General features: G+C 66.4%; 20 protein-coding genes. 10 read left to right on the top strand and 10 right to left on the bottom strand.

Annotation, left to right across the window (positions count from 1 at the left end; genetic code table 11):
* Window positions 1–157: 157 nt before the first annotated feature.
* Window positions 158–1,558, top strand: coding sequence for a Tol-Pal system beta propeller repeat protein TolB (gene tolB / locus ASE82_RS17175; RefSeq protein ID WP_235524787.1), 1,401 nt, complete (start codon window positions 158–160; stop codon window positions 1,556–1,558).
* Between the two features lie 52 nt (window positions 1,559–1,610).
* A complete protein-coding gene (gene pal / locus ASE82_RS17170; RefSeq protein WP_056066193.1) occupies window positions 1,611–2,138 on the top strand; it encodes a peptidoglycan-associated lipoprotein Pal in 528 nt (175 codons plus the stop codon).
* Between the two features lie 167 nt (window positions 2,139–2,305).
* On the opposite strand, the gene ASE82_RS17165 is transcribed toward pal, so the two are convergent.
* The 4 genes from ASE82_RS17165 to ASE82_RS17150 form a co-directional block, all read right to left on the bottom strand.
* On the bottom strand, window positions 2,306–3,157 hold the full coding sequence (locus tag ASE82_RS17165; protein WP_056066190.1) for a S1/P1 nuclease: 852 nt from the start codon (window positions 3,155–3,157) through the stop codon (window positions 2,306–2,308).
* Complete coding sequence (locus ASE82_RS17160; protein WP_056066187.1) at window positions 3,154–4,074, bottom strand: isoaspartyl peptidase/L-asparaginase family protein; 921 nt, start codon at window positions 4,072–4,074, stop codon at window positions 3,154–3,156. Before ASE82_RS17160 ends, ASE82_RS17165 begins: the two co-directional genes overlap by 4 nt.
* 10 nt (window positions 4,075–4,084) lie before the next feature.
* Window positions 4,085–5,245, bottom strand: a complete 1,161-nt coding sequence (locus ASE82_RS17155) for an acyltransferase family protein (protein WP_056066184.1) — start codon at window positions 5,243–5,245, stop codon at window positions 4,085–4,087.
* 68 nt (window positions 5,246–5,313) lie between these two features.
* Window positions 5,314–5,835, bottom strand: a complete 522-nt coding sequence (locus tag ASE82_RS17150) for a DUF1993 domain-containing protein (RefSeq protein ID WP_056066181.1) — start codon at window positions 5,833–5,835, stop codon at window positions 5,314–5,316.
* A gap of 115 nt (window positions 5,836–5,950) precedes the next feature.
* Between ASE82_RS17150 and ispG the strand changes: the two genes are divergently transcribed.
* From ispG to ASE82_RS17135, 3 genes are all read left to right on the top strand, one after another.
* Window positions 5,951–7,090, top strand: a complete 1,140-nt coding sequence (ispG, locus tag ASE82_RS17145; protein WP_056066178.1) for a flavodoxin-dependent (E)-4-hydroxy-3-methylbut-2-enyl-diphosphate synthase — start codon at window positions 5,951–5,953, stop codon at window positions 7,088–7,090.
* Between the two features lie 307 nt (window positions 7,091–7,397).
* Entirely contained in the window at window positions 7,398–8,297 is a 900-nt protein-coding gene (locus ASE82_RS17140; RefSeq protein ID WP_056066175.1) for a DMT family transporter, read from the top strand.
* The gene (locus ASE82_RS17135; RefSeq protein ID WP_056066171.1) at window positions 8,294–8,770 is read left to right on the top strand and encodes a GNAT family N-acetyltransferase; all 477 of its coding nucleotides are present in this window, start codon (window positions 8,294–8,296) and stop codon (window positions 8,768–8,770) included. The genes ASE82_RS17140 and ASE82_RS17135 overlap by 4 nt, the downstream gene beginning before the upstream one ends.
* A 162-nt stretch (window positions 8,771–8,932) precedes the next feature.
* On the opposite strand, the gene ASE82_RS17130 is transcribed toward ASE82_RS17135, so the two are convergent.
* From ASE82_RS17130 to ASE82_RS17115, 4 genes are all read right to left on the bottom strand, one after another.
* Entirely contained in the window at window positions 8,933–9,595 is a 663-nt protein-coding gene (locus ASE82_RS17130) for a TIGR02466 family protein (protein WP_056066168.1), read from the bottom strand.
* A 4-nt stretch (window positions 9,596–9,599) separates the two neighbouring features.
* Entirely contained in the window at window positions 9,600–10,178 is a 579-nt protein-coding gene (gene ppa, locus ASE82_RS17125; RefSeq protein ID WP_056066165.1) for an inorganic diphosphatase, read from the bottom strand.
* A gap of 76 nt (window positions 10,179–10,254) precedes the next feature.
* Window positions 10,255–12,168 (bottom strand): M61 family metallopeptidase, encoded by a 1,914-nt coding sequence (locus ASE82_RS17120; RefSeq protein WP_056066162.1) that lies wholly within the window; start codon window positions 12,166–12,168, stop codon window positions 10,255–10,257.
* Between the two features lie 82 nt (window positions 12,169–12,250).
* Window positions 12,251–12,904: a DUF1345 domain-containing protein gene (locus tag ASE82_RS17115; protein WP_056066159.1), complete on the bottom strand. Its 654-nt coding sequence runs from the start codon at window positions 12,902–12,904 to the stop codon at window positions 12,251–12,253.
* A gap of 49 nt (window positions 12,905–12,953) precedes the next feature.
* Here ASE82_RS17115 and hisS point away from each other — a divergent pair, with 49 nt between their 5' ends.
* The 4 genes from hisS (at window position 12,954) to ASE82_RS17095 (ending at window position 17,680) form a co-directional block, all read left to right on the top strand.
* Entirely contained in the window at window positions 12,954–14,201 is a 1,248-nt protein-coding gene (gene hisS, locus ASE82_RS17110; protein ID WP_056066156.1) for a histidine--tRNA ligase, read from the top strand.
* A 91-nt stretch (window positions 14,202–14,292) separates the two neighbouring features.
* Window positions 14,293–15,366 (top strand): peptide chain release factor 1, encoded by a 1,074-nt coding sequence (gene prfA, locus ASE82_RS17105; RefSeq protein ID WP_056066153.1) that lies wholly within the window; start codon window positions 14,293–14,295, stop codon window positions 15,364–15,366.
* A 33-nt stretch (window positions 15,367–15,399) separates the two neighbouring features.
* Window positions 15,400–16,224 carry a peptide chain release factor N(5)-glutamine methyltransferase gene (gene prmC, locus ASE82_RS17100; RefSeq protein WP_056066150.1) on the top strand — a complete coding sequence of 275 codons (825 nt, stop codon included), beginning with the start codon at window positions 15,400–15,402 and terminating at the stop codon, window positions 16,222–16,224.
* Between the two features lie 256 nt (window positions 16,225–16,480).
* The gene (locus ASE82_RS17095; protein WP_056066147.1) at window positions 16,481–17,680 is read left to right on the top strand and encodes a DUF4167 domain-containing protein; all 1,200 of its coding nucleotides are present in this window, start codon (window positions 16,481–16,483) and stop codon (window positions 17,678–17,680) included.
* Window positions 17,681–17,800: 120 nt separating this feature from the next.
* On the opposite strand, the gene ASE82_RS17090 is transcribed toward ASE82_RS17095, so the two are convergent.
* Window positions 17,801–17,998 (bottom strand): hypothetical protein, encoded by a 198-nt coding sequence (locus tag ASE82_RS17090; RefSeq protein WP_235524777.1) that lies wholly within the window; start codon window positions 17,996–17,998, stop codon window positions 17,801–17,803.
* 164 nt (window positions 17,999–18,162) lie between these two features.
* Here ASE82_RS17090 and ASE82_RS17085 point away from each other — a divergent pair, with 164 nt between their 5' ends.
* A complete protein-coding gene (locus ASE82_RS17085; protein WP_056066144.1) occupies window positions 18,163–18,588 on the top strand; it encodes a CBS domain-containing protein in 426 nt (141 codons plus the stop codon).
* On the opposite strand, the gene ASE82_RS17080 is transcribed toward ASE82_RS17085, so the two are convergent.
* Window positions 18,589–20,088, bottom strand: coding sequence for a lipopolysaccharide biosynthesis protein (locus ASE82_RS17080; RefSeq protein WP_082441708.1), 1,500 nt, complete (start codon window positions 20,086–20,088; stop codon window positions 18,589–18,591).
* Window positions 20,089–20,431: the final 343 nt, after the last annotated feature.

Raw genomic sequence — 20,431 nt, 5'->3', positions numbered from 1 at the left:
GCCTTCCGTTGAGAAACACCACCCCGGCGAAGGCCGGGGCCCAATTGCGAAGGTCGATGTAATGATGCGCAACGCTCCCTCAGCGGCGTCCCCCAATTGGGCCCCGGCCTCCGCCGGGGTGGAGGCTGTGTTGGGTGGGCGTAGGGCTCGATCGGTTCTGGCTTCGGTCGGGCTGCTTGCGTTCGTCTCGGGTGGCGCAGCGTTCGCGCAGGACGCGCCCGCTCCCGCTCCCGCTTCAGCACCCCAGCAAACGCCCGCTGACCCCGCCGCCCCCGCCCCGGCAGGCGATCAGTCCGGCGGACTCGTCGTCGACGTCACCGGCGGTATCTCCGCGCCGATGCCGATCGCGATCCCCGTCATGCCTACCGCAGCGGTCGTCTCGACACCCGCCGGCCAGACCGACGTTCTCGGCCGCCAGCTCGCCGACATCGTCACCAACGACCTCCGCAACTCCGGCCTGTTCACGCCACTCTCACCCGGCCAGCTCCGCCCGATCACCTTCCCAGAAGTCACCGCACCCGGGTTCGATTACTGGGGCAGCACCGGCGCGCAGGCGCTCGTGCAGGGCTTCATCCGCGCGAACGGCGACGGCAATCTGACGGTCGGCTGCTACCTCTACGACGTGTCTTCGAAGGCCGAGCTGACCCGCACCGGCTTCGTCGTGTCGCCGTCGGACTGGCGTCGCGCAGGGCATAAATGCGCCGACATGGTCTACACTCGTCTCACCGGCGAGGGCGCGTATTTCGACAGTCGTGTCGTCTACGTATCCGAGACCGGGCCCAAGGGCCGCCGAATCAAGCGGCTTGCGATCATGGATCAGGACGGGGCGAACCATCGCTTCCTGACCAATGGCCAGTCGATCGTGCTGACGCCGCGGTTCGCGCCGAACCAGCAGTCGATCGTCTATATGAGCTATCTCAACAATCGCCCGGCGATCTATGTCTACGACATCGGTTCGGGCAAGCAGCGGCTGGTGGTGGCGAACGCGAACCTGACGTTTGCGCCGCGCTTCTCGCCCGATGGTCGCAACATCCTGTTCTCGATGGCGCAGGGCGGCAATACCGACGTGTACCGTGTGTCGTCGCAGGGCGGCACGCCGCAGCGGCTGACCAACTCTCCCGGGATCGATACCGGCGGCAGCTATTCGCCCGACGGCTCGAAGATCGTGTTCGAGAGCGATCGTTCGGGCGGGCAGCAGATCTACGTGATGAACGCGGACGGCTCGAACCAGCAGCGGATCAGCTTCGGCGGCGGGCGGTATGCGACGCCGGTGTGGAGCCCGCGTGGCGACCTGATCGCGTTCACCAAGCTCGGCGGCGGCTTCCGCATCGGCATTATGAGCCCGAGCGGCGGCGGCGAGAAGCTGCTCACCAACGACTGGCAGGACGAGGGGCCGAGCTGGTCGCCGAACGGTCGCGTGATCAACTTCTATCGCTCGGGACGCGGCAGCGGCGGCAAGGCCGATCTCTGGTCGGTCGACCTGACCGGCGTCAACGAGCGCAAGATCCCGACGCCGCTCGACGGCTCCGATCCGGCATGGGGCCCCCTGCGGCCCTGAACCTGCTATGGGGGCATAACGGGGAAACGTGATTTTCTACGGGAGACTATCTATGTCGAAGCTTTCCAACATCTTGCTTGCGTGTACCGCGCTGATCGCCGTTTCGGGTTGCGCGAAGAAGCGTCCCGCCGTGCTGCCGCCCGCACCGGTCGACAACAACGCTGCGGTCGATCCCAATGCGGGGATGAACGGCGGCAATGTCGGCGGGGCGATCGTGCCGGGGTCGGATGCCGATTTCCAGCGCTCGGTCAGCTCGAACACGGTGAATTTCGGGCTCGACATGTACGACATCGATCCGACCGCGCGCGCGATCCTCGACAGCCAAGCGCAGTGGCTGGCGAAGTTCCCGAACCAGCGCATCACGATCGAAGGCCATGCCGACGAGCGCGGCACGCGCGAATACAACCTCGCGCTCGGTGATCGTCGAGCGAACGCGACCAAGAACTATCTGGCTGCGAAGGGCGTGTCGTCGTCGCGGATGACGACGATCAGCTATGGCAAGGAGCGGCCGTTGGCGATGGGCTCGGACGACCAGAGCTGGGCGGCGAACCGTCGTGCGGTCACGGTGGTGCTGAACTAAGATTTGTTGCGGCAGTCCCTCTCCCCTCCGGGGAGAGGGAAGGAAGAGCCGCTTGGCGACGGGAGGGTGAGGGGCTGTTGGGATCCGCGTCCCGAGCCTCAAGCCCCTCACCCTCCCACGTGCAAGAGCCCGCGGGCCCCTCCCTCTCCCCGGAGGGGAGAGGGGTTTTAGCCCAACGCCTTGTCGAGCAGTTTGGCCAACCGGATACCCCCGCGGCGGACCTCTTCGCGCGACACCGGCACCATCTTCGCAATCGTCGCGTCGTCCATCTTCACGCGCGCTGGAACCGTTCCGCACGCGTCGCCGCCCAGCGCCGCCGCATACGCCGTATGCGAGGCTTCCCATGATTCCCGGCTCCAGTCGGTAACTGTCCCAGCCCCAATCTTCGCGCGCTCAGCCGCCGGATACCGCCTTACCAGCGACGGCGGCGTCGAGATCGCGCGTTCGGCCAGCGGGCCATCCCAGATCGAATGCAGGTTGAACCGCGCGGGGCCGTATATGCCGTAATCCGCCTTCACGTCGTTGCCTCCCTTGTCGTTACGATCGCCCGCATGAAGCGGCTGGTGCAGATCGCCGACGAAGTGGATCAGGAACGCGAGCGCTTGCACCCGGTCCTTCGGCGACGTGGCGCGATCCCGCAACAGCTTCACGTCGCGCTCGATCTGCGCCGAGACGCAATTGCCGTCCTTGCATGCGGGCGTCAGGTCGAACGGCGCGCACACGTCGGCATCCTGGAAGTGCCACGTGTAGGCGAACCCGAAGCGCGACTTACCGTCGGCGGTCTTCAGCGGCTTGATGCAGTCCGCCCAGACGCTCGCCTCCTCGATCGTGCCGGCGGGGCATTCGGGAGTATCGAGCAACGCCTGTTGCGCGAGTAACTTCCGGATCGCCGCCTTGGTCTTCGGCGTGACGTTGGCATAGGCGATCTGCGCGACGGTCTGGTGACCATACTCCCAGAACGCGGTGGCGGGGGAGGCGAGGCCGAGCGTGGCGATCGCGGCGAGGAGATAGCGCTTCATGCCGGCTCGTTAGCGTAGATCGCGACGGTCCGGCTACCCTCGGACGACGCGCGTCCGCGGTACATGCCGACGGTGTTGAACCCCCAGGCCATGTCGCCGTCCGGCCCCGCAACGATGACGCCGCCGGTGCCGCCGAGTGCCTTCACTTCGGCAAGGACGGCGTCGGCCGCGACCTGCAGCGACTCGTCCGACAGGCGGACGCGCGCGGCGATCTCGTGGCCGACGCCGACGCGAAGGAAGAACTCGCCAGAGCCGGTGCACGAGACGGCACAGGCGCGATCGTCGGCGAAGGTGCCCGCGCCAATCACGGGCGTATCGCCGATCCGGCCCCAGCGCTTGCCGGTGACGCCGCCGGTCGAGGTCGCGGCGGCGACATGGCCGTGCGTATCGCACGCCACCGCACCGACCGTGCCGTACTTCATGTCGACGTCGAACCCGCCGCCATCGGCCTGGAACTCGGCGAATTGCCGGCGGCGTTCGTCGGTCGCGAACCAGTCCGCATCGGCCTGGGGAAGGTCGCGTTCGAGCGAGAACGCATCCGCCCCCTTGCCGGCGAGGAAGACGTGGCGCCCGTCGTCGAGGATCGCGCGGGCGAGACCTACCGGGTTGCGGGTCGCCGTGGCTGCGGCAACGGCGCCAGCGGCACGCGTGCGCCCGTCCATGATCGCGGCGTCGAGCTCCAGCGTGCCGTCATGCGTGAAGACCGCGCCGCGCCCCGAATTGAAGTGCGGGTCGTCCTCCAGCACGCGCACCGCCGCTTCGACCGCATCCAGCGCATCGCCGCCGTCCGCCAGCACCTTGGACCCCGCGTCTAGCGCACGCGACAAGCCGGCCCGCGCGCCTGCATCCTGCTCGGGCGAGACCATCTCGCTGTCGAGTTTGCCGGCGCCGCCGTGAATGACGAGGGTCCAGGTCATGCTAGATCTTTCAGAGGATGGAGGGCGTTGGGCGCCCATGAGAAGAGGGGGGATGGAGCCGCAACCCGATCAACGGACGCAGCGGCGCGATCGCGCGACCGACACGGTAGAAGATGACACACCCGGCAACAGTCGCGACCAGCAGGCACACGAACTCCGCCCAGCCGGGCAGCCCGGCGGGCAGCAGCGCGTACATCACCAGGACGATGATCGTCTGGTGGATCAGGTAGAACGGGAACACCGCCTCGGTCAGCGTCCGGCGCCAGCGGTGGTCGCGGTTCCAGTGGCGTTCCGCAATGCCGATCAACGCGACGATCGCGCCCCATTGCTCCAGCGCGTGCGCGACGCCGTAGCCCGGGTAGATCCACCTGGGCGCAACGATGTTGCCGGGCCACTCCAACTCGACGGCGAGGATCGCGGTGTAGCCGAGCAGGAAGGCGACCGCACCGGCTTTCCACCAGCGCGTGATCGCCGCCATCGCCGGCTCGGACCGGGCGAGGCCGAAGCCGAACAGGAACGCCGGGAAATAGGTGACGTGCGCGACCCAGTCGCCGAACAGGGCTTGCGATTCCGCGGCCATCTGGAACCACCAGGCGTGGACGAACACGAGCCACGCGACCGGCAGGACGAGCACCGCCCAGCTGCCGAAGACCAAGTCGAACGCGCGTTGCAGCCAGTCGCCGCGGACGACGATCAGCCCGAGCGTCAAAACGCTCGTGTAGACCCAGAGATAGACAACGAACCAGAGGTGGTTCCAGGTCGGGAGCGACAACCCGGCGAGCTTGCCGAACCGGAAATAGTCATGCGTCCAGAACGTCCAGTAGCTGCCTGCATAGGCGTGCTTGGTGACCAGCTCGACCCAGGGTTGCGGCGGCACGATCACCGCCATGCCGAACGCGAGTGGCACGAGCAGGCGGTAGCAGCGGTTGGCGAAGAACCCGCCTGTGCTGCTCGACCGGTTGAGCAGCGCGCGGCTGGCATAGCCCGAGACGACGAACAGCAGCGTCAGCCGCCACGCGTTGCTGGCGAGCATCGGCAGCCGCACCCAGTCTTCGACATGGAGCGACTTCACATGGAAGTTCCACGGCACGAAGACCATGCCGATATGGTAGAGGATCAGCAGCGCGAACGCACCGATCCGCAGCCAGTCCATGCCGAAATGCCGCGTCATCGCGCGGCCCTACGGGGCGGGGGCCGGTGCCGCAAGCGTGCGAGGGCTGAGGCGTTCCCCGCGCCGGTTCACGCCTTCATGCGCGGCGTCCCCATGAAGTCGCGCTTGCCGATCGGCACGCCCTGCGCGCGGAGGATCGCGTAGGCGGTGCTGGCGTGGAAGTAGAAGTTGGGCTGCGAGAACGAGAGCAGGAAGTTCGCGCCGGTGAACGGCATGACGAACGTCCCGAACTCGAAGGTGGTGTCGTTGTCGGCGAGCGCGTCGAACGTCTCCCGGTCGATCCCCTCCAGCGTGGCGATCGCATCGCGTATCACGCTGTGGAGACCCGCGAAGTCGGTCGGCCAGGCCGATCGATCGGGCGCGAAAGTGCCGGCGCGAACGCCTTCGATCCCCCCTACCGAATGTCCGGCACACGCCTTCACCTGATAGCCGAAGGGCAGCATGTCGTCGGCGAGCTTGGCGTCGATCAGCGTCGCGGGTTCGATACCGCGCTCGGCCGCGAACGCTTCCGCCTTGTCGAGCAGCGCGTCGACCGCGCGGAGAATCTGGAGGTTCGAGGGAATCGTCGCATCGTACAGGGACAGGGTCATCGCGTTCGCTCCTAAAGCCGTGCGCCGCTATGGCCGACGATCGCTACTCCGGCCAGCGATGTTCCGTTCCAGCGTGCAAGTCGCTATATAGGTCTCGAACTCCCGAGGAATCTCCATGTCCCTTCGTCCCTGGCGCGATATCACCCGCCGCAAGAGCCGCCAGATCATGGTCGGCAACGTCCCCGTCGGCGGCGATGCGCCGGTCACGGTGCAGACGATGACCAACACGCCGACCGACGACGTGCGCGCGACGGTCGACCAGATCCGCCGCTGCGAAGACGCGGGCGTCGACATCATCCGCGTGAGCTGCCCCGACGTCGAATCGACCACCGCGCTCAAGCAGATCGTCCGCGCCAGCCGCGTGCCGATCGTCGCCGACATCCATTTTCACTACAAGCGCGCACTCGAAGCGGCGGACGCGGGCGCGGCGTGCCTGCGGATCAACCCGGGTAACATCGGCTCGGCGGCGCGCGTGAAGGAGGTCGTCGACGCGGCCAAGTCCAATGGCTGCGCGATCCGGATCGGCGTCAACGGCGGCTCGCTTGAGCGGCACCTGCTCGAGAAATACGGCGAGCCTTGTCCCGATGCGCTGGTCGAGTCGGCGCTTGATCACATCAAGCTGTTGCAGGACCACGACTTTCACGAGTTCAAGGTGGCCGTGAAGGCGTCCGACCTGTTCCTCGCGGTGGCAGCGTATCAACAACTCGCCGAGCAGGTCGATTGCCCGCTGCATCTCGGCATCACCGAGGCGGGCGGGTTCGTCGGCGGCACGGTCAAGTCCGCGATCGGGATGGGGAGTTTGCTCTGGTACGGGATCGGCGACACCATTCGTGTTTCGCTGTCGGCGGAGCCCGAGGAGGAAGTCCGCGTCGGCTTCGAGATCCTGAAGTCGCTCGGCATCCGCAACCGCGGCGTCCGCGTCGTGTCGTGTCCCTCGTGCGCGCGGCAGGGGTTCGACGTGATCCGCACCGTGCAGGCGCTGGAGGAGCGGTTGCAGCACATCCGCACGCCGATGTCGCTTTCGGTGCTTGGCTGCGTGGTGAACGGTCCCGGTGAGGCGCGTGAAACCGACATCGGCATCACCGGCGGCGGCAACGGCAAGCACATGGTGTACCTGTCGGGCGTCACCGACCACCACGTCCAAGACGCCGACATGGTCGACCACATTGTCCGGCTGGTCGAGGCGAAAGCCGCGGAAATCGACGCGGCGGATGCGGCTATCGCGGCCTTGGTACCGGAGATGGCGGCGGAATAGGTCTCAGCGGTCAGCTGCTTACGCGCGCCGTTCCCTAACTCTGACTTCTGTCAGGATGAAGGCGTGAAGCGCGCATCCTCCTGCCGTTCTCCCGCGAAAGCGGGAGTCCAGGGTTACCGGCGATAGCGTTCGTGGTCCTGGACCCCCGCGTTCGCGGGGGAACAGCACCTTGGACACCGCTTTATCAAACCGTCGACGTCCGCAACGGCGTTTCCCGCGCCGACGATAGCGTAGCGATGGGATGCCGGTTAAGCGGATTGCATGCGGATGATCCAAACATAGATCGTTCGTGATACGGTCTGGTCCGATGACACCCCGCACCGTTTCTCCCGCTCTGGCCTTCGCGATTGCCGCGCTCGGGATCGGCCTGTTTTCCATGATGGATGCGGTGATGAAGTCGCTCGTCTTGGCGATCGGCGTCTATAACGCATTGCTCTGGCGGCAGATGATCAGCGTCGGGCTGGGTGCTGTCGCGTGGAAGATGGGGAACAGCGGGCGGGCGAGCGGGCGGGCGCTGAAGCTGCATCTGGCGCGCGGGCTGGTGACGACGGCGATGGCGGTGTTGTTCTTCTGGGGGCTCGCGCGCGTGCCGATGGCGCAGGCGATTTCGCTGACCTACATCGCGCCGATCCTCGCCTTGCTGCTCGCCGCGGTCACGCTGGGCGAACGCGTCGGGTGGAAGACGTTCGTCGCCTCGATCGCCGCGCTGAGTGGCGTGCTGGTGGTGATGATTGGGCAGGGGCGCGAGGTGCCTGGACCCGAGACGTTTCATGGGACGCTCGCGATCCTCGGCTCGGCGGTACTCTATGCGGTCAACCTCGTAATCGCACGGCTGCAGAGCCAGGCGGCGCGGCCGGGGGAGATCGCGTTCTTCCAGGCGCTCGTCATCACTGCGACGCTGGCGCTCGCCGCGCCGTGGCTGGCGGTGGTGCCCGAAGCGGCGCAATGGCCCAAGCTCATACTCGCCGCCGGGCTCGCGACCGCGTCGTTGTGGCTGCTCGGCTGGGCCTATGCGCACGGCGATACCGGGTTCCTGGCGACCACCGAATATACCTCGTTCGTCAATGCCGCCGGCTTGGGTTTCCTGGTGTTCGGCGAGCGGGTATCGGCGTTCACGCTGGCAGGCGCGGCGATCATCGTCGTCGCGTGCCTGTACGCGGCGCGGCGGCGTGACATCGCGCAGACATCGATCGAGGCCACTGTATGACCGTCATCCGTTCCGCTACCGTTGCCGATGTCGGCACGATCCTGCGCTTCGTCCGCGAACTCGCCGCGTTCGAGCGCGAGCCGGATGCGGTCGAGGCGACCGAGCCGATGCTCCAAGAGGCGCTGTTCGGGGAGAAGCCGGCGGCGGAGGCCTTGATCGCAGAGAACGCCGAGGGGCCTCTCGGGTTCGCGCTGTTCTTCCACAATTTCTCGACCTGGACCGGCAAGCGCGGGCTGTACCTCGAGGATCTGTACGTGACGCCGGACGCGCGCGGGCAGGGGGTCGGCGGCGCGTTGCTGGCGCATCTGGCGGGCATGGCGCTCGATCGCGGCTGCGCGCGGTTCGAATGGTCGGTGCTCGACTGGAATGCCGATGCGATCGCGTTCTACCGGAAGGTCGGTGCGGTCGGGATGGAGGATTGGACAATCCAGCGGATGTCGGGGGCCGCGCTGGTCAGGCTGGCCGGGCGGTAAGTCGGGGCGCCGTCCCGCTCCCCTCCCTGGAAGGGAGGGGTTGGGGGGTGGGTTGGCCAGTTTAGCCACTCACCCACCAAGGTCGGAAATGCGGAAGCCGACCCACCCCCGACCCCTCCCTTCCAGGGAGGGGAGAAGGTCAGGGTGTCGCCAACGGGGGGCCTAGCCTCTCACGTCGATGTTCATCGCGATCGAGATGCGGTCGCCTGTTCCCAAGTGCGGGCGGACGCCGTGGCGGAGCCAGGCGGGGAACAGGACCAGGTCGCCCGCCTCGGTTGGCAGGCGACGCTCGACCGGTTGGGGCTGGCCGTCGATCCCGACGAGCCGAAACCCAGGCAGCCGCATGAACGGCACCGGAAAGCGCGGGTCCTCGAAGAACAGTTCGCCGCCTGCCTCACCGGACGCCGGTGCTACGCCCATGTCGACGTAATAGACTGCGGCCCATAGCACCCCGGGATGCGCGTGGCTCATGTTGAGCGCGCCGGGCGGCGACACGTTCGCCCACATCTTGACGGTCCACTCGACCGTCGCCGCATCGCACCCATCGAAATGCGAGGCGCGCTTCGCCATCTTCACCGCGGTATCGGCGAGCGCGACCGCCGCCGGGCCGCCCCAGTCGAGCATGTCGGTAGCGGAATGCCAGCCCCCGACATTCGATCGAGCCAAGCTCGGCGAGGCGGCGTAGCGATCAAGGATCGCGGTGCGCAATGCCGCGGTCAGGGCGGCGGCATCGGCCAGCCGTCCATGCAGGATCGGCGTCTCGTACAGTCCGATCTGCGCCGCGCGGACGCGGATGCCGTCGAACGGACGAGACGCCGTGGTCATGCTATCAGCGTCCTGCGGTGTCGTCCGCGTTCATCGGCTCTTCGCCCTTGGCCTTCTCGGCGTTGTAGCGCTCGATCGCCTCGATCGTGACGCGCTTGGCTTCTTCGGCGTCGCCCCACTTGCCGACCCGGACCCACTTCGTCTTCTCGAGGTCCTTGTAGTGGGTGAAGAAATGCTCGATCTGCTCGAACACGATCTCGGGCATGTCGCCGCGCTCGCCGATGTTGGCGTAGTACGGGAACACCGCGTCGACCGGCACGCAGACGAGCTTCTCGTCACCGCCGGCTTCGTCTTCCAAATTCAGCACCGCGATCGGCCGCGCGCGGACGACGCAGCCCGGGATGAACGGCGAGCGTGCGATCACCAGCGCGTCCAACGGATCGCCGTCTGGGCTGAGCGTGTGCGGCACGAAGCCGTAGTTCGCGGGGTAGCGCATCGGCGTGTGCAGGATGCGATCGACGAACAGCGCGCCCGATGCCTTGTCGAACTCGTACTTCACGGGCTCGCCGCCGGTCGGCACTTCGATGATGACGTTCAGATCCTCGGGCGGGTTCTTGCCGGTCGGAATGAGGTCGATACGCATGGCGGTCCTTTCGATATGACGATGCCGGCGCTCCTCGTCTGGGGAGCGGCCGGCACCACGTTAGTTTAGTCTCTGGTCAGCGCGGCGTCAGCAGCTTGTCCAGTCCGCCGTCACCTGTACCCACCTTCTGTAGCCGCGGATAGCGCGGGCCGTCATGGTAATCGAGCAAGATGTCGCGGAATCGGTCGTTGTTTTTCACAGTAAGACGGATCGGCACCTTCGTCCCCTTCGCGGCCAGGATCGCCGCCTTGATCCGGTCCGACGAATAGGCCTCGCTGTTCACCGCCTCGATTTCCGTGCCCACATCGAGCCCCGCCTTGAACGCCGGGCTGTCCCAGATCGACGAGGTGACCACGCCCTCCTTGTTGATCACCATGCCGAGCGAGTAGCTGACGTCGGTGCCGCGGCTCTTCTCGGCCTGCTTCAGATACGGGCTCTGCTCGGGGCCGTAGACCAGCTTGTAGCCGTTCATCGCGAAGCCGTTGATCGGGGCTGGCTTGCCAGTCTCGGTCAGGCGGGTGTTGAGGAACGTCGCCCAGTCATAGGGGACGATGCCGTTGAGCGTCTTCGCGACGTCGGCGAAGGTGTAGGTGAGCTCACCGTAGTCGCCATCACGGACGCCGAAGAAGGCTCGCGCGAAATCGTCGATCGACTTGGTGCCGTTCGACTTCTGGCGGAGCATCGCGTCGACCTCCATCCAGACCATCAAGCCCTCATTGTAGTAATCCTCCGAGCGCTGCCAGCTGGTCCAGCCCTTCGGTTTCCGCGCGGAGATCACGGGATCGTTCGTGGTGTCGATCAGCGGGCGCCACTGGCGGCCCGGCGCGGTATCGTAATTGCCGAGGATCGAGGCGTAGCCGTCGAGCGTGTCCTGCTTGCTGACCAGCCCCGACCGCGCCTGGAGCACATAGCCCCAGAACTGCGTCTGGCCTTCGTAGACCCACAGCAGCGAATCGCGCATCGGCGTGCGGAAGTCGGGCGTCCACAGGTCGGCACCGCGACGGAACTTGCCGTCCCAGCTATGCGTGAACTCGTGCGGCAACAGGTTCCGCGCGGCGGCACCGGTTTCCCATTCGGTGAAATAGCCGGGGCGGACGCCGTTCTCGGAGCTGCGATGATGCTCCAGGCCGATTCCGCCGAGCTGGTCGGTAATCGAGAGCAGGAATTCATAGCGATCGTAATGCTGCGCGCCGAACGTCTTCACCGCCTGGTCGACGAGGCGCTTGTGCGCATCGATCTGCTCGGGCTTGGCGGCGAGCTGGTCGGGGCTGTCGGCGAAGACGTTGAGATCGACGCGGGGGGAGAGCGGCCAGACCTTGCCGTACTTGCCTGCCAGCGTCGGCGAATCGACGAGGATCTCGTAGTTGGTCGTGTCGTAGCTGTAGGTCGAGCCCGACACCTTGGCCGGCACCGCACCCGCCGCAGTCCAGCCGGCCGGGTAGGTGACGGTCATCTTGATCGGGATCTGGCGCGTGAAATAGCCCGCCGGGTAGAGGCTGACGAGGTTCGGCTGGAGGCTGACCATCGTCGGCGTCATCACGATGCGGCCCTGGTCGCCCTTGGTCGCGGAAATGAACTGGAATTCGGCGACGACGGTCTTCGCGCCGGTCGGCACGTCGATGTGGAACGCGAAGACGTCGACCGGATCGCGCGTCCAGGGGAGGATCTTGCCATTGGCGCGGATCACGAGGCCGGCGAGCTTCTCGATCTCGCCGCGCGGGGAGTGCGCGCCGGGCAGCCACTTCGGATACAGCAGCGCCATCGGCCCGGACTTCGCGACCGGGATGGTCTGCTTGACGCGGAAGATGCCGCGCTCGGTATCGGTCGCATCGACGTCGAGGAGGAGCGTACCGGGATAGGGCGTGTCGACCGCGTCGGGGATCGTGTCGACGAACGGCACCGGCTGTGGTGCGGTGTTGCCTGCTGGAATCTGCGCTACCGCAGGAATAGCGGACGCGAGCAGGGATGCGACGATAAGCTTGCGGATCAAGGAAGGGCCTTCCGGCTGAGAGACGATGACCCGAGGTGTAATCGCGATAAAGGGCAGCCGTCCAGTCCTTTACCCGGTATCCTCAGCCAGCACTCCCGAGCACGTTGATCGTGAACGCCAGCACGCCGATGTTGAACACGAACGCCGCCATGCATTGGCCGAGCGCGGCTTTCCGCACCCGGCGCGAGGTGATCTGCACGTCGGACGTCTGGAACGTCATCCCCAGCGTGAACGCGAAATAGGCGAAGTCCCAGTAATCGGGCTCGTCGCAACTCGGGAAGTCGAGCCCTTTGGCGTCCTTCCCGTCCGGATCGTCGACGTAATAGATATGCGCATAATGCAGTGTGTAGATCATGTTCGAGAACAGCCATGCGAGCGCCAGCGTCGAGATCGTCAGCGCGATCCCGACCGCGTCGTTCTTGCCCTGCAATTCCTTCGCCACCGCGACCAGGATGACCAGCATGATCGTGCCGCTGAACCCGAGCAGTACCGCGCGGTTGGCGTCGTTCTCTTCCGCCGCGCGGCGCATCCGGGCGGCGGTGGCGTTGCGGAACAAGGTCGAGACCGCGATCAGGAACACGACCGCGGCAACGTCGAATGCGGCCATGGTGCCGCGGCCCCACCCGAACTGCGGGATCATCGCGACCAGCCCGATCGCGAAAACCAGTACGAACAGGATGAACCGCGGCGGGGCGACTCGTTGGCCGAGACCCCAATATCTGGCTTTTTCAGTCATGCCACAGCGCTAGCGCTTCGTGGGCACGTCGCCTAGATACGCGCGCATCATGGCCAAGACAGAAACCCCGCGCCGCATCCGTGGCACCCAGGACATTTTCGGTGAGGAGCAGCGCCGGTTCGCTCACGTCCTCGCCACGTTCGAGCGGGTGCGGGCGCTGTATTGCTTCCAGCGCGTCGATATCCCGGTGTTCGAGTCGACGGCGGTGTTCGCGCGCTCGCTCGGCGAGACGACCGATGTCGTGTCGAAGGAGATGTACACGTTCGAGGATCGCGGCGGGGATTCGCTCACGCTCCGTCCCGAGTTCACTGCCGGTATTGCGCGGGCGTACCTGACCGAAGGCTGGCAGCAGTTCGCGCCGCTGAAGCTCACCACCAGCGGCCCGGTGTTCCGCTACGAGCGCCCGCAAAAGGGGCGGTTCCGGCAGTTCCACCAGATCGACGCCGAGGTGATCGGTGCGGCCGAGCCGGCGGCGGACGTCGAGCTGCTCGTGCTGGCGGACCAGTTGCTGCGCGAGCTCGGGATTTCCGAGGGCGTGACGTTGCAGCTCAACACGCTGGGCGACGCGGCGACGCGCGATGCGTGGCGCGAGGCGCTGGTCGCGCATTTCGAGGCGCACCGCGGCGAACTGTCCGAGGACAGCCTGACCCGGCTTGAAAAAAACCCGATGCGGATACTCGACTCGAAGGACCCGCGCGACCGCCCGATCGCCGACAGCGCGCCAGACATCGACGCGTATCTGACCGACGAGGCGCGCGCGTTCTTCGAAGCGGTCACCGCCGGGCTCGATGCCGCGGGTGTCGCGTGGGAGCGCAATGCGCGGCTGGTCCGCGGGCTCGACTACTACCGCCACACCGCGTTCGAGTTCGTGACCGACCGGTTGGGCTCGCAGGGGACTGTGCTGGCTGGTGGCCGGTATGACGGGTTGATTGGCTCGCTCGGCGGCCCCGAGACGGCGGGCGTTGGCTGGGCCGCTGGTGTCGAGCGATTGGCTATGTTGCTGGAGGAACAACCGGCCGCGGCCACGATCGACGCGGTTATGGTGCCGATGGGCGCCGAGGCCGAAACGCGCGCGACTGGTATCGTTGCCGATCTGCGGCGCGCGGGCGTGGCGGTCGAAATGGCGTACAAGGGCAAGATGAAAGCCCGGATGGCGAAGGCGGACGCGCTGGGTGCCAGGTTCGCAATCATTATCGGCGAAGACGAACTCGCCAAGGGGGTGGCCGCCGTGAAAACGCTCGGCGCGGGCACGCAGGCCGAGGTCGCGTTCGCCGATCTCGCGGAGGCGCTGCGATGACCCTCAGCCGTTTCCCCGCGAACGCGGGGATCCAGGGCCATGAGCGCTTCGCCCTGTTATCCTGGACCCCCGCGTTCGCGAGGGAACAGAAGTGACCCAGATCTCCCCCGACCGCATCCGCGCGATCGAGGCGCGGCGTGACGAGCTGCAAGCCCTGATGTCGACCGGCGATCTCCCGTCGGACCGCTTCGTCGCGGTGTCGAAGGAATATGCCGAGCTCGAACCCGTCGCACAGGCCGCCACCGAGGTGCGCCGGTTGCGGCAGGAGGCGGAGAGCCTCGCGTTCATGGCGGACGATGCCGACGACGAACTCCGGGCGATGGCGTCGGAGGAACTGCACGAGAACCGCACGCTGCTCGAAACCGCCGACCGCAAGCTCGCGCTCGCGCTGTTGCCGCGCGATGCCGCCGACGAGCGCGCGGCGATGCTCGAGATCCGCGCTGGCACCGGCGGCGACGAAGCGGCGCTGTTCGCGGGCGACCTGTTTCGGATGTACCAGCGCTATGCCGAATCGCAGGGCTGGCGGGTCGAGATGATCTCCGGTTCGTCGTCCGACGCGGGCGGCTTCAAGGAAGTCGTTGCCAGCGTCACCGGGCAGGGCGTGTTCGCCAAACTCAAGTTCGAGAGCGGCGTCCACCGCGTCCAGCGCGTGCCCACCACCGAGGCGGGCGGCCGGATCCACACCTCGGCGGCGACCGTCGCGGTGCTGCCCGAGGCGGAGGAGGTCGACGTCAAGATCGACGACAAGGACCTCCGCATCGACGTCTATCGCTCGTCGGGGCCGGGCGGACAGTCGGTCAATACGACGGACTCCGCCGTGCGGATCGTGCATATCCCGACCGGGCTGACGGTCATCCAGCAGGACGAAAAGTCGCAGCACAAGAACAAGGCCAAGGCTTTGCGCGTGCTGCGGACCCGGTTGTACGAGGCGGAGCGCGACCGGCTGCATGCCGAGCGGGCTGGCGCGCGGAAGTCGATGGTCGGCTCGGGCGATCGCTCGGAGCGGATTCGTACGTATAATTTCCCGCAAGGCCGCGTCACCGATCACCGTATCAACCTGACGCTGCACCGGCTGCCGGAGATCGTCGCGGGCGAGATGGACGAACTGATCGGCGCACTAGTCGCGCAGGATGAAGCGGACCGCCTGGCGCAGCTGGATGGCTGAGCCCTCCTACTTCCCCCCCTCCCGCAAGCGGGAGTGGGGGTAAGTGCAGCGATCGCCACCGCCGCCGCGCAGTTCGCGTTCTCCGCCACCCCCCGCCTCGACGCGGAACTGCTGATGGCGCACGCGCTCGGCGTCGAGCGCAACGCGATCCTCCTCGACCCGGATCGCTACGCCGTCCCCGCGACCTTCGCCGCGCTCGTCGAACGCCGCCTCGACCACGAGCCGATCGCCTACATCACCGGCACCCGCGGCTTCTGGTCGATCGACCTCGCCGTCGGCCCCGGCGCGCTCGTCCCCCGCGCCGACAGCGAAACGCTCCTGATCGCCGCCCAGGCGCATTTCGCCGGCCGCGCCCCCGCAACAATACTCGACCTCGGCACCGGCCCCGGCACATTGCTCCTCGCCGCGCTCGACGAATGGCCCGCGCAAGGCCTCGGCGTAGACTATTCCCCTCAGGCGCTCGCCTACGCCCGCGCCAACGCCGCAACCCTGGGCATGGCCGACCGCGCGCACCTCATCCGCGGCAGCTGGGCCAGCGCCATCGTCGGCCAGTTCGACCTGATCCTCGCCAACCCGCCCTACATTGCCACCGACGAGCAACTCCCGTCCGAAGTCCACGAACACGAACCCCACGCAGCGCTCTTTGCCGGCGCAGACGGGCTCGACGACTACCGCATCCTCGCCGAACAGCTCCCCGCGCTGATCGCCCCCGGTGGCGCGGCGGTGATCGAGATCGGCTCAACGCAGGCCGCCCCCGTCACCGCGTTGCTCAAGGCGCAAGGTCTGCACGTCGCGCTTCACCACGACTATGGCGGCAACGCGCGCGCGCTGGTCGCGACCCACGCCCCCGCGACTTGAACAATATGGCGCTAAACCTCACATTTCGCTTGTAGTAGGTCCCTTGCGGACGCTATCACGCGGGCAGGGGCACGCACTCTCGACGATTGGTCGGTTTAGAGCGATGACCCGCATCCTTCGCTTTGAGGTCGCTGCAGTCCGGCGGCCCTGGCAAGTTCGACGCACCGATCTCTCCTAGATCGTCGGTGCGCGACGGGGGTTTGCACCGCATTTCGGAGCACGACCAGATTTTGGTTCGACGACTGAGGACACAAGCTTGATCAACAACCGGCAAGCCGGCCGCCGTCGCGGTCGTGGCAACAATAATAATGGCGGCGGCGGTAGTGGTGGCGGTCAACGCCAGGGTGGCGGCGGCGGCCAGGGTGGTCGCGATACCGGCAACCGCATCGACAGCCGCGCGCGCGGCAACGCGAGCCAGCTGTACGAGAAGTACAAGAACCTCGCGCGCGACGCGCAGCAGCAGGGCGACCGCGTCAACATCGAATATTACCTCCAGTTCGCGGACCATTATTTCCGCGTCCTGAGCGAAACCCGCGCCCGCTTCGAAGAGAGCCAGCCACAAGCGCAGCAGCAGCCACGCCGCCAGCAGCCGTTCGATCTCGACGGCGACGACGATTACGGCGACGAGGGCGAACCGATCCGCTCCGGCGAGCAGCAGGGTACGCCCGAGCAGGCTCGTGGTGAGCAGAATGGCGGCCAGCAGAATGGCCAGTACCAGAACGCGCCCCGTCAGAATCGTGAGGGCCAGGCTCGCGATAACCAGAACCGCGAGGACCGCCCTCAGCGTGACGATCGTCCGCAGCGCGAAGAGCGCCCGCGGTACGAGAACAACCGCTACGAGGGTCAGCGTAATGAGGGGCAGCGTAACGACGGCCCCCGTAACGAAGGCCAGCGCGAAGATCGCGTCCGTGGCGACAACCCGCGCAACCAGCGCAACGCCCAGCCGCGTGATGCTCAGCCCCGCGACGACCGCAACGGCGAAGAGCAGGATCAGGCCCGTGAGGCCCAGTCGCGCGACGAGCAGGTCCGCGAGCCCCGCAGCGATTACCGCGATGCGCCGCAGCGCGAGACGATCCGCCGCACGCCCCGCGTGAGCGCACCGGTCGCCAACGCCAACCAGGACTCCGAAGCCGATGCGGTCCGCTCGGTAACCGAAGCCCCCGAGCAGGCGGCTCAGCCGGTCGAGACCGTCGCGCCCGTCGCAGCGACCGAGGAGCAGCCCCGCCGTCGCGGTCGCCCGCGCCGCGATCGCAGCCTCGACGCACCTGTCGTGCAGGACGACGCAGCACCGACCGCATTCGACGCGGATCGCCTGCCGCCATCGCTCGGCATCTCGGCAATAACGCCGGCACCAGCGCCAGCACCGGCGACGGACGCCCCCGCCGCAGATGTTGCGCCCGAAGAAAAGCCCCGCCGTCGCCGCGTTCGTGCGGTACCGGACGAGGTCGCAGGCTGAAGCCGCCATCCCGGACTTCTCCGGGATCACGCCAAGACCTGAAAAGGCCGGTGCCGCTTCACGCGACACCGGCCTTTTTCATGCCCCCTTATATCTCCCGACTATATCAGCGCCGCCCGCTCAATCGAGCCGCGTCACATCTTCATCATGCCCGCTTCCCGAACTGAGGAATGCGAGCCCCATCAACAATCCGGCCATCATCACCGATCCGCCGACCCCGCCCATCACCGCGAGCATCGTCACCAGATGCAGCGGCCCTTGCAGATGCGCCATCGCCACGATGATCGCCGCGACGCATATTGCGGCTGCCAGCACCATTCACGCCATGATCTTGCGAAACCGTGCCCATGCGAACGCAGCGTAATGCGGGTCGTCCAACCCGGCCGGCGGTTCAGGCAGTCGATCGGTCATCGCTTCACATTGCCGCGCAAACATGGTTTCCTCAAGCCAAGCGCAACAGACGCAGTTGAGGAGAGGCGAAGATGACGATCGCGGCGATCCTGAAGGACAAGGGCGACATACAGTCGCTGACCCCCGATTCTACCGTGGCCCAGGCGGTGACCCTGCTCGCTGAGAAGCGGATCGGTGCGGCGCCGGTGCTGGATGGCGGCAAGGTCGTCGGGATCTTTTCCGAACGCGACGTCATCCACTGTCTGCAATCGGATGGCGCAGCGGCGCTCGAGCGGCGGATCGGCGACGTGATGACCACCGCGGTAAAGTCGATCGGACCCAATGAATCGGCGATCGGCGCATTGTCGCTGATGACCCAGCGTCGCATCCGCCACCTACCGGTGATCGACGGCGAAACGCTGGTCGGCTTCGTCTCGATCGGCGATTTGGTCAAATACCGCATCGACCGGATCGAGGCTGATGCCGCGGCGATGCGCGAATATATCCAGTCCGCGTAACTAAGCGGCGACCGGCTGCTTCCGCGCGACCGCGATCAGTTCGCGCACGGTCGCCCGCGCAAATATCAGCATCCACGCCGCATAGACCGCCGCGCCGATCGCCACGAGCACCACCAGTCGCCAGTGAGCGTCGAGCGGTGGCAGCGCGCGATCTACCAAGCCGACGATCAGCGCCATCGCGATCGCCGCCAGTGCCGGCGATGCGACTGCGCGCGCCACGTCCCGCGCCCGCACGCCGATCACCGGCAGTGTCCGCCAGGCGCTGATCGCCAGATAGAGTGGATAGGCCGTGATCCACGCTACGCCCATGCCGGTCGGCCCCCACTGGACGCCGACCAGGAACGCCGTGGTCAGGATCAGCGCACCGACCGCGCCGTTCTGGACGCCGATTCCCGGACGGCCGCGCGCATCGGACGCCGGCGTGAACAACACCTGCAACGTCATGAAAGGCATCGCCAGCGCGAGCAGGTGGACGATCGGCGCCGTCTCGCGCCATTTGTCACCCAGCACGGTCAGTACCAGCGGCTCGGCGGTCGCGGCCAACCCCATGTAGAACGGCATCGCGACGATCATCACCATCCTGACGCCCTTCACGAACGCGCGCCCGATCGCATCGGGATCGGCCTGCATCCGCGCATAGGCCGAGAAGGCAACCTCGTTCAGCGGCGGTACGAACTTCGAGACGAAGATCTGCGTCAGGAACAGGCTGGTCGTGTAGATTCCCAAGGTATGCGCGGAGAAGCTGCGCCCGGCGATGAACACGTCGGTCTCGCTCTGCAGGAACCAGAACAGCTGCCCAGCCGCCATTACCCCGCCATAGCGCGCGATCGTTCCCGCACCGCGAAAGTCGAAACTCGGCCAGACGAGCGACCGCGCACTCCACGTCATCATCGCCCCGCGCACGCTGAACAGCACGATCGGCGCGATCACGAGCGTCCAGACGCCAAGGCCGTACAGCGCGCCACCCAAGGCAACGCTGGCGGAGGCGATCGACGCTGTGATGTTGGCCTTCGCCTGATGGCGAAAGTCCATCGACCTGGAAAGCAGCGCGTACGGCAGCGCGATGAAGGGCGTCGTAAGGTATAGCAACGCCTGTACCCGGAGCATCTCGCCGACGATCGGCTGCCGGTAATAGGCCGACGCAAGCGGCGCCAACGATACCTGTATGATCGCCAGCGTGACATTGAGCAGGATCAGCATGCCGAACAGCTGGCGAACTTCGCGCTCGGTGATTGTCTTCTGCTGGATCAATCCGCTGGCGAGGCCATAGCCGTTGAGCATCCCCATGAAGGTCAGGATGACCTGGCACATCGCGAACAGCCCGTAATCCGATGGCGCCAGGATACGAATGACGAGGAACGTGGCGCTCCATTGCACGAGCTGCGCAACGATCTGGCTTCCCGACCGCCAGATCAACGCACTGCGCACCTGCCCGGCGAGCGAACTCGGTTCGCCGGGAACGGGAGTGGCGGCGACAGGTGCGGGGCTCACGGTGTCCATCGTATCGGGCATGTAGCGGTAATGGCCTTCACAATCGCTTAAGGCGATGACGTAGAGACGATCGAGCCAAGGCGTCGGACGTGACGTGCAGCGGCAAAGGCGCTGGACGCGATCGTCAAACGTGTTGTGATCAGCGGCTTGGAAGGGGTGTGGGGCGTCCTAAACGCGCCAATCCGAGAAAATTGCCACAAATGTGAAAGATTGTGTTTGACGCGAATCGGAACCCCGCCTAGAAGGGTGTCACCGCAGCGAACGGCCACACGGTCTGGTTGGTGCGGTCGCAAAAAACCAGATGCTCCAAGCTTTCCGAGAGGGAGGTTATGCGAGTGTCGGTATTTTTGTC

The organism is Sphingomonas sp. Leaf230 (assembly GCF_001421745.1).
Classification (GTDB): domain Bacteria; phylum Pseudomonadota; class Alphaproteobacteria; order Sphingomonadales; family Sphingomonadaceae; genus Sphingomonas.
The sequence above is the reverse complement of the archived record's forward strand: the minus strand, read 5'-3'. Positions and strand labels throughout refer to the sequence as shown.

Bases quoted from the DNA above. Each gene is read 5' to 3' on its own strand.
- ASE82_RS17085 (WP_056066144.1), top strand. From the start codon at position 18,163: ATGACGATCGCGGCGATCCTGAAGGACAAGGGCGACATACAGTCGCTG.
- ASE82_RS17115 (WP_056066159.1), bottom strand. From the start codon at position 12,904: ATGACTGAAAAAGCCAGATATTGGGGTCTCGGCCAACGAGTCGCCCCG.
- ASE82_RS17140 (WP_056066175.1), top strand. From the start codon at position 7,398: ATGACACCCCGCACCGTTTCTCCCGCTCTGGCCTTCGCGATTGCCGCG.
- hisS (WP_056066156.1), top strand. From the start codon at position 12,954: ATGGCCAAGACAGAAACCCCGCGCCGCATCCGTGGCACCCAGGACATT.
- ASE82_RS17090 (WP_235524777.1), bottom strand. From the start codon at position 17,998: ATGGTGCTGGCAGCCGCAATATGCGTCGCGGCGATCATCGTGGCGATG.
- ASE82_RS17130 (WP_056066168.1), bottom strand. From the start codon at position 9,595: ATGACCACGGCGTCTCGTCCGTTCGACGGCATCCGCGTCCGCGCGGCG.
- ASE82_RS17160 (WP_056066187.1), bottom strand. From the start codon at position 4,074: ATGACCTGGACCCTCGTCATTCACGGCGGCGCCGGCAAACTCGACAGC.
- ASE82_RS17165 (WP_056066190.1), bottom strand. From the start codon at position 3,157: ATGAAGCGCTATCTCCTCGCCGCGATCGCCACGCTCGGCCTCGCCTCC.
- ppa (WP_056066165.1), bottom strand. From the start codon at position 10,178: ATGCGTATCGACCTCATTCCGACCGGCAAGAACCCGCCCGAGGATCTG.
- ASE82_RS17080 (WP_082441708.1), bottom strand. From the start codon at position 20,088: ATGGACACCGTGAGCCCCGCACCTGTCGCCGCCACTCCCGTTCCCGGC.
- ASE82_RS17150 (WP_056066181.1), bottom strand. From the start codon at position 5,835: ATGACCCTGTCCCTGTACGATGCGACGATTCCCTCGAACCTCCAGATT.
- ispG (WP_056066178.1), top strand. From the start codon at position 5,951: ATGTCCCTTCGTCCCTGGCGCGATATCACCCGCCGCAAGAGCCGCCAG.
- ASE82_RS17135 (WP_056066171.1), top strand. From the start codon at position 8,294: ATGACCGTCATCCGTTCCGCTACCGTTGCCGATGTCGGCACGATCCTG.
- pal (WP_056066193.1), top strand. From the start codon at position 1,611: ATGTCGAAGCTTTCCAACATCTTGCTTGCGTGTACCGCGCTGATCGCC.
- ASE82_RS17155 (WP_056066184.1), bottom strand. From the start codon at position 5,245: ATGACGCGGCATTTCGGCATGGACTGGCTGCGGATCGGTGCGTTCGCG.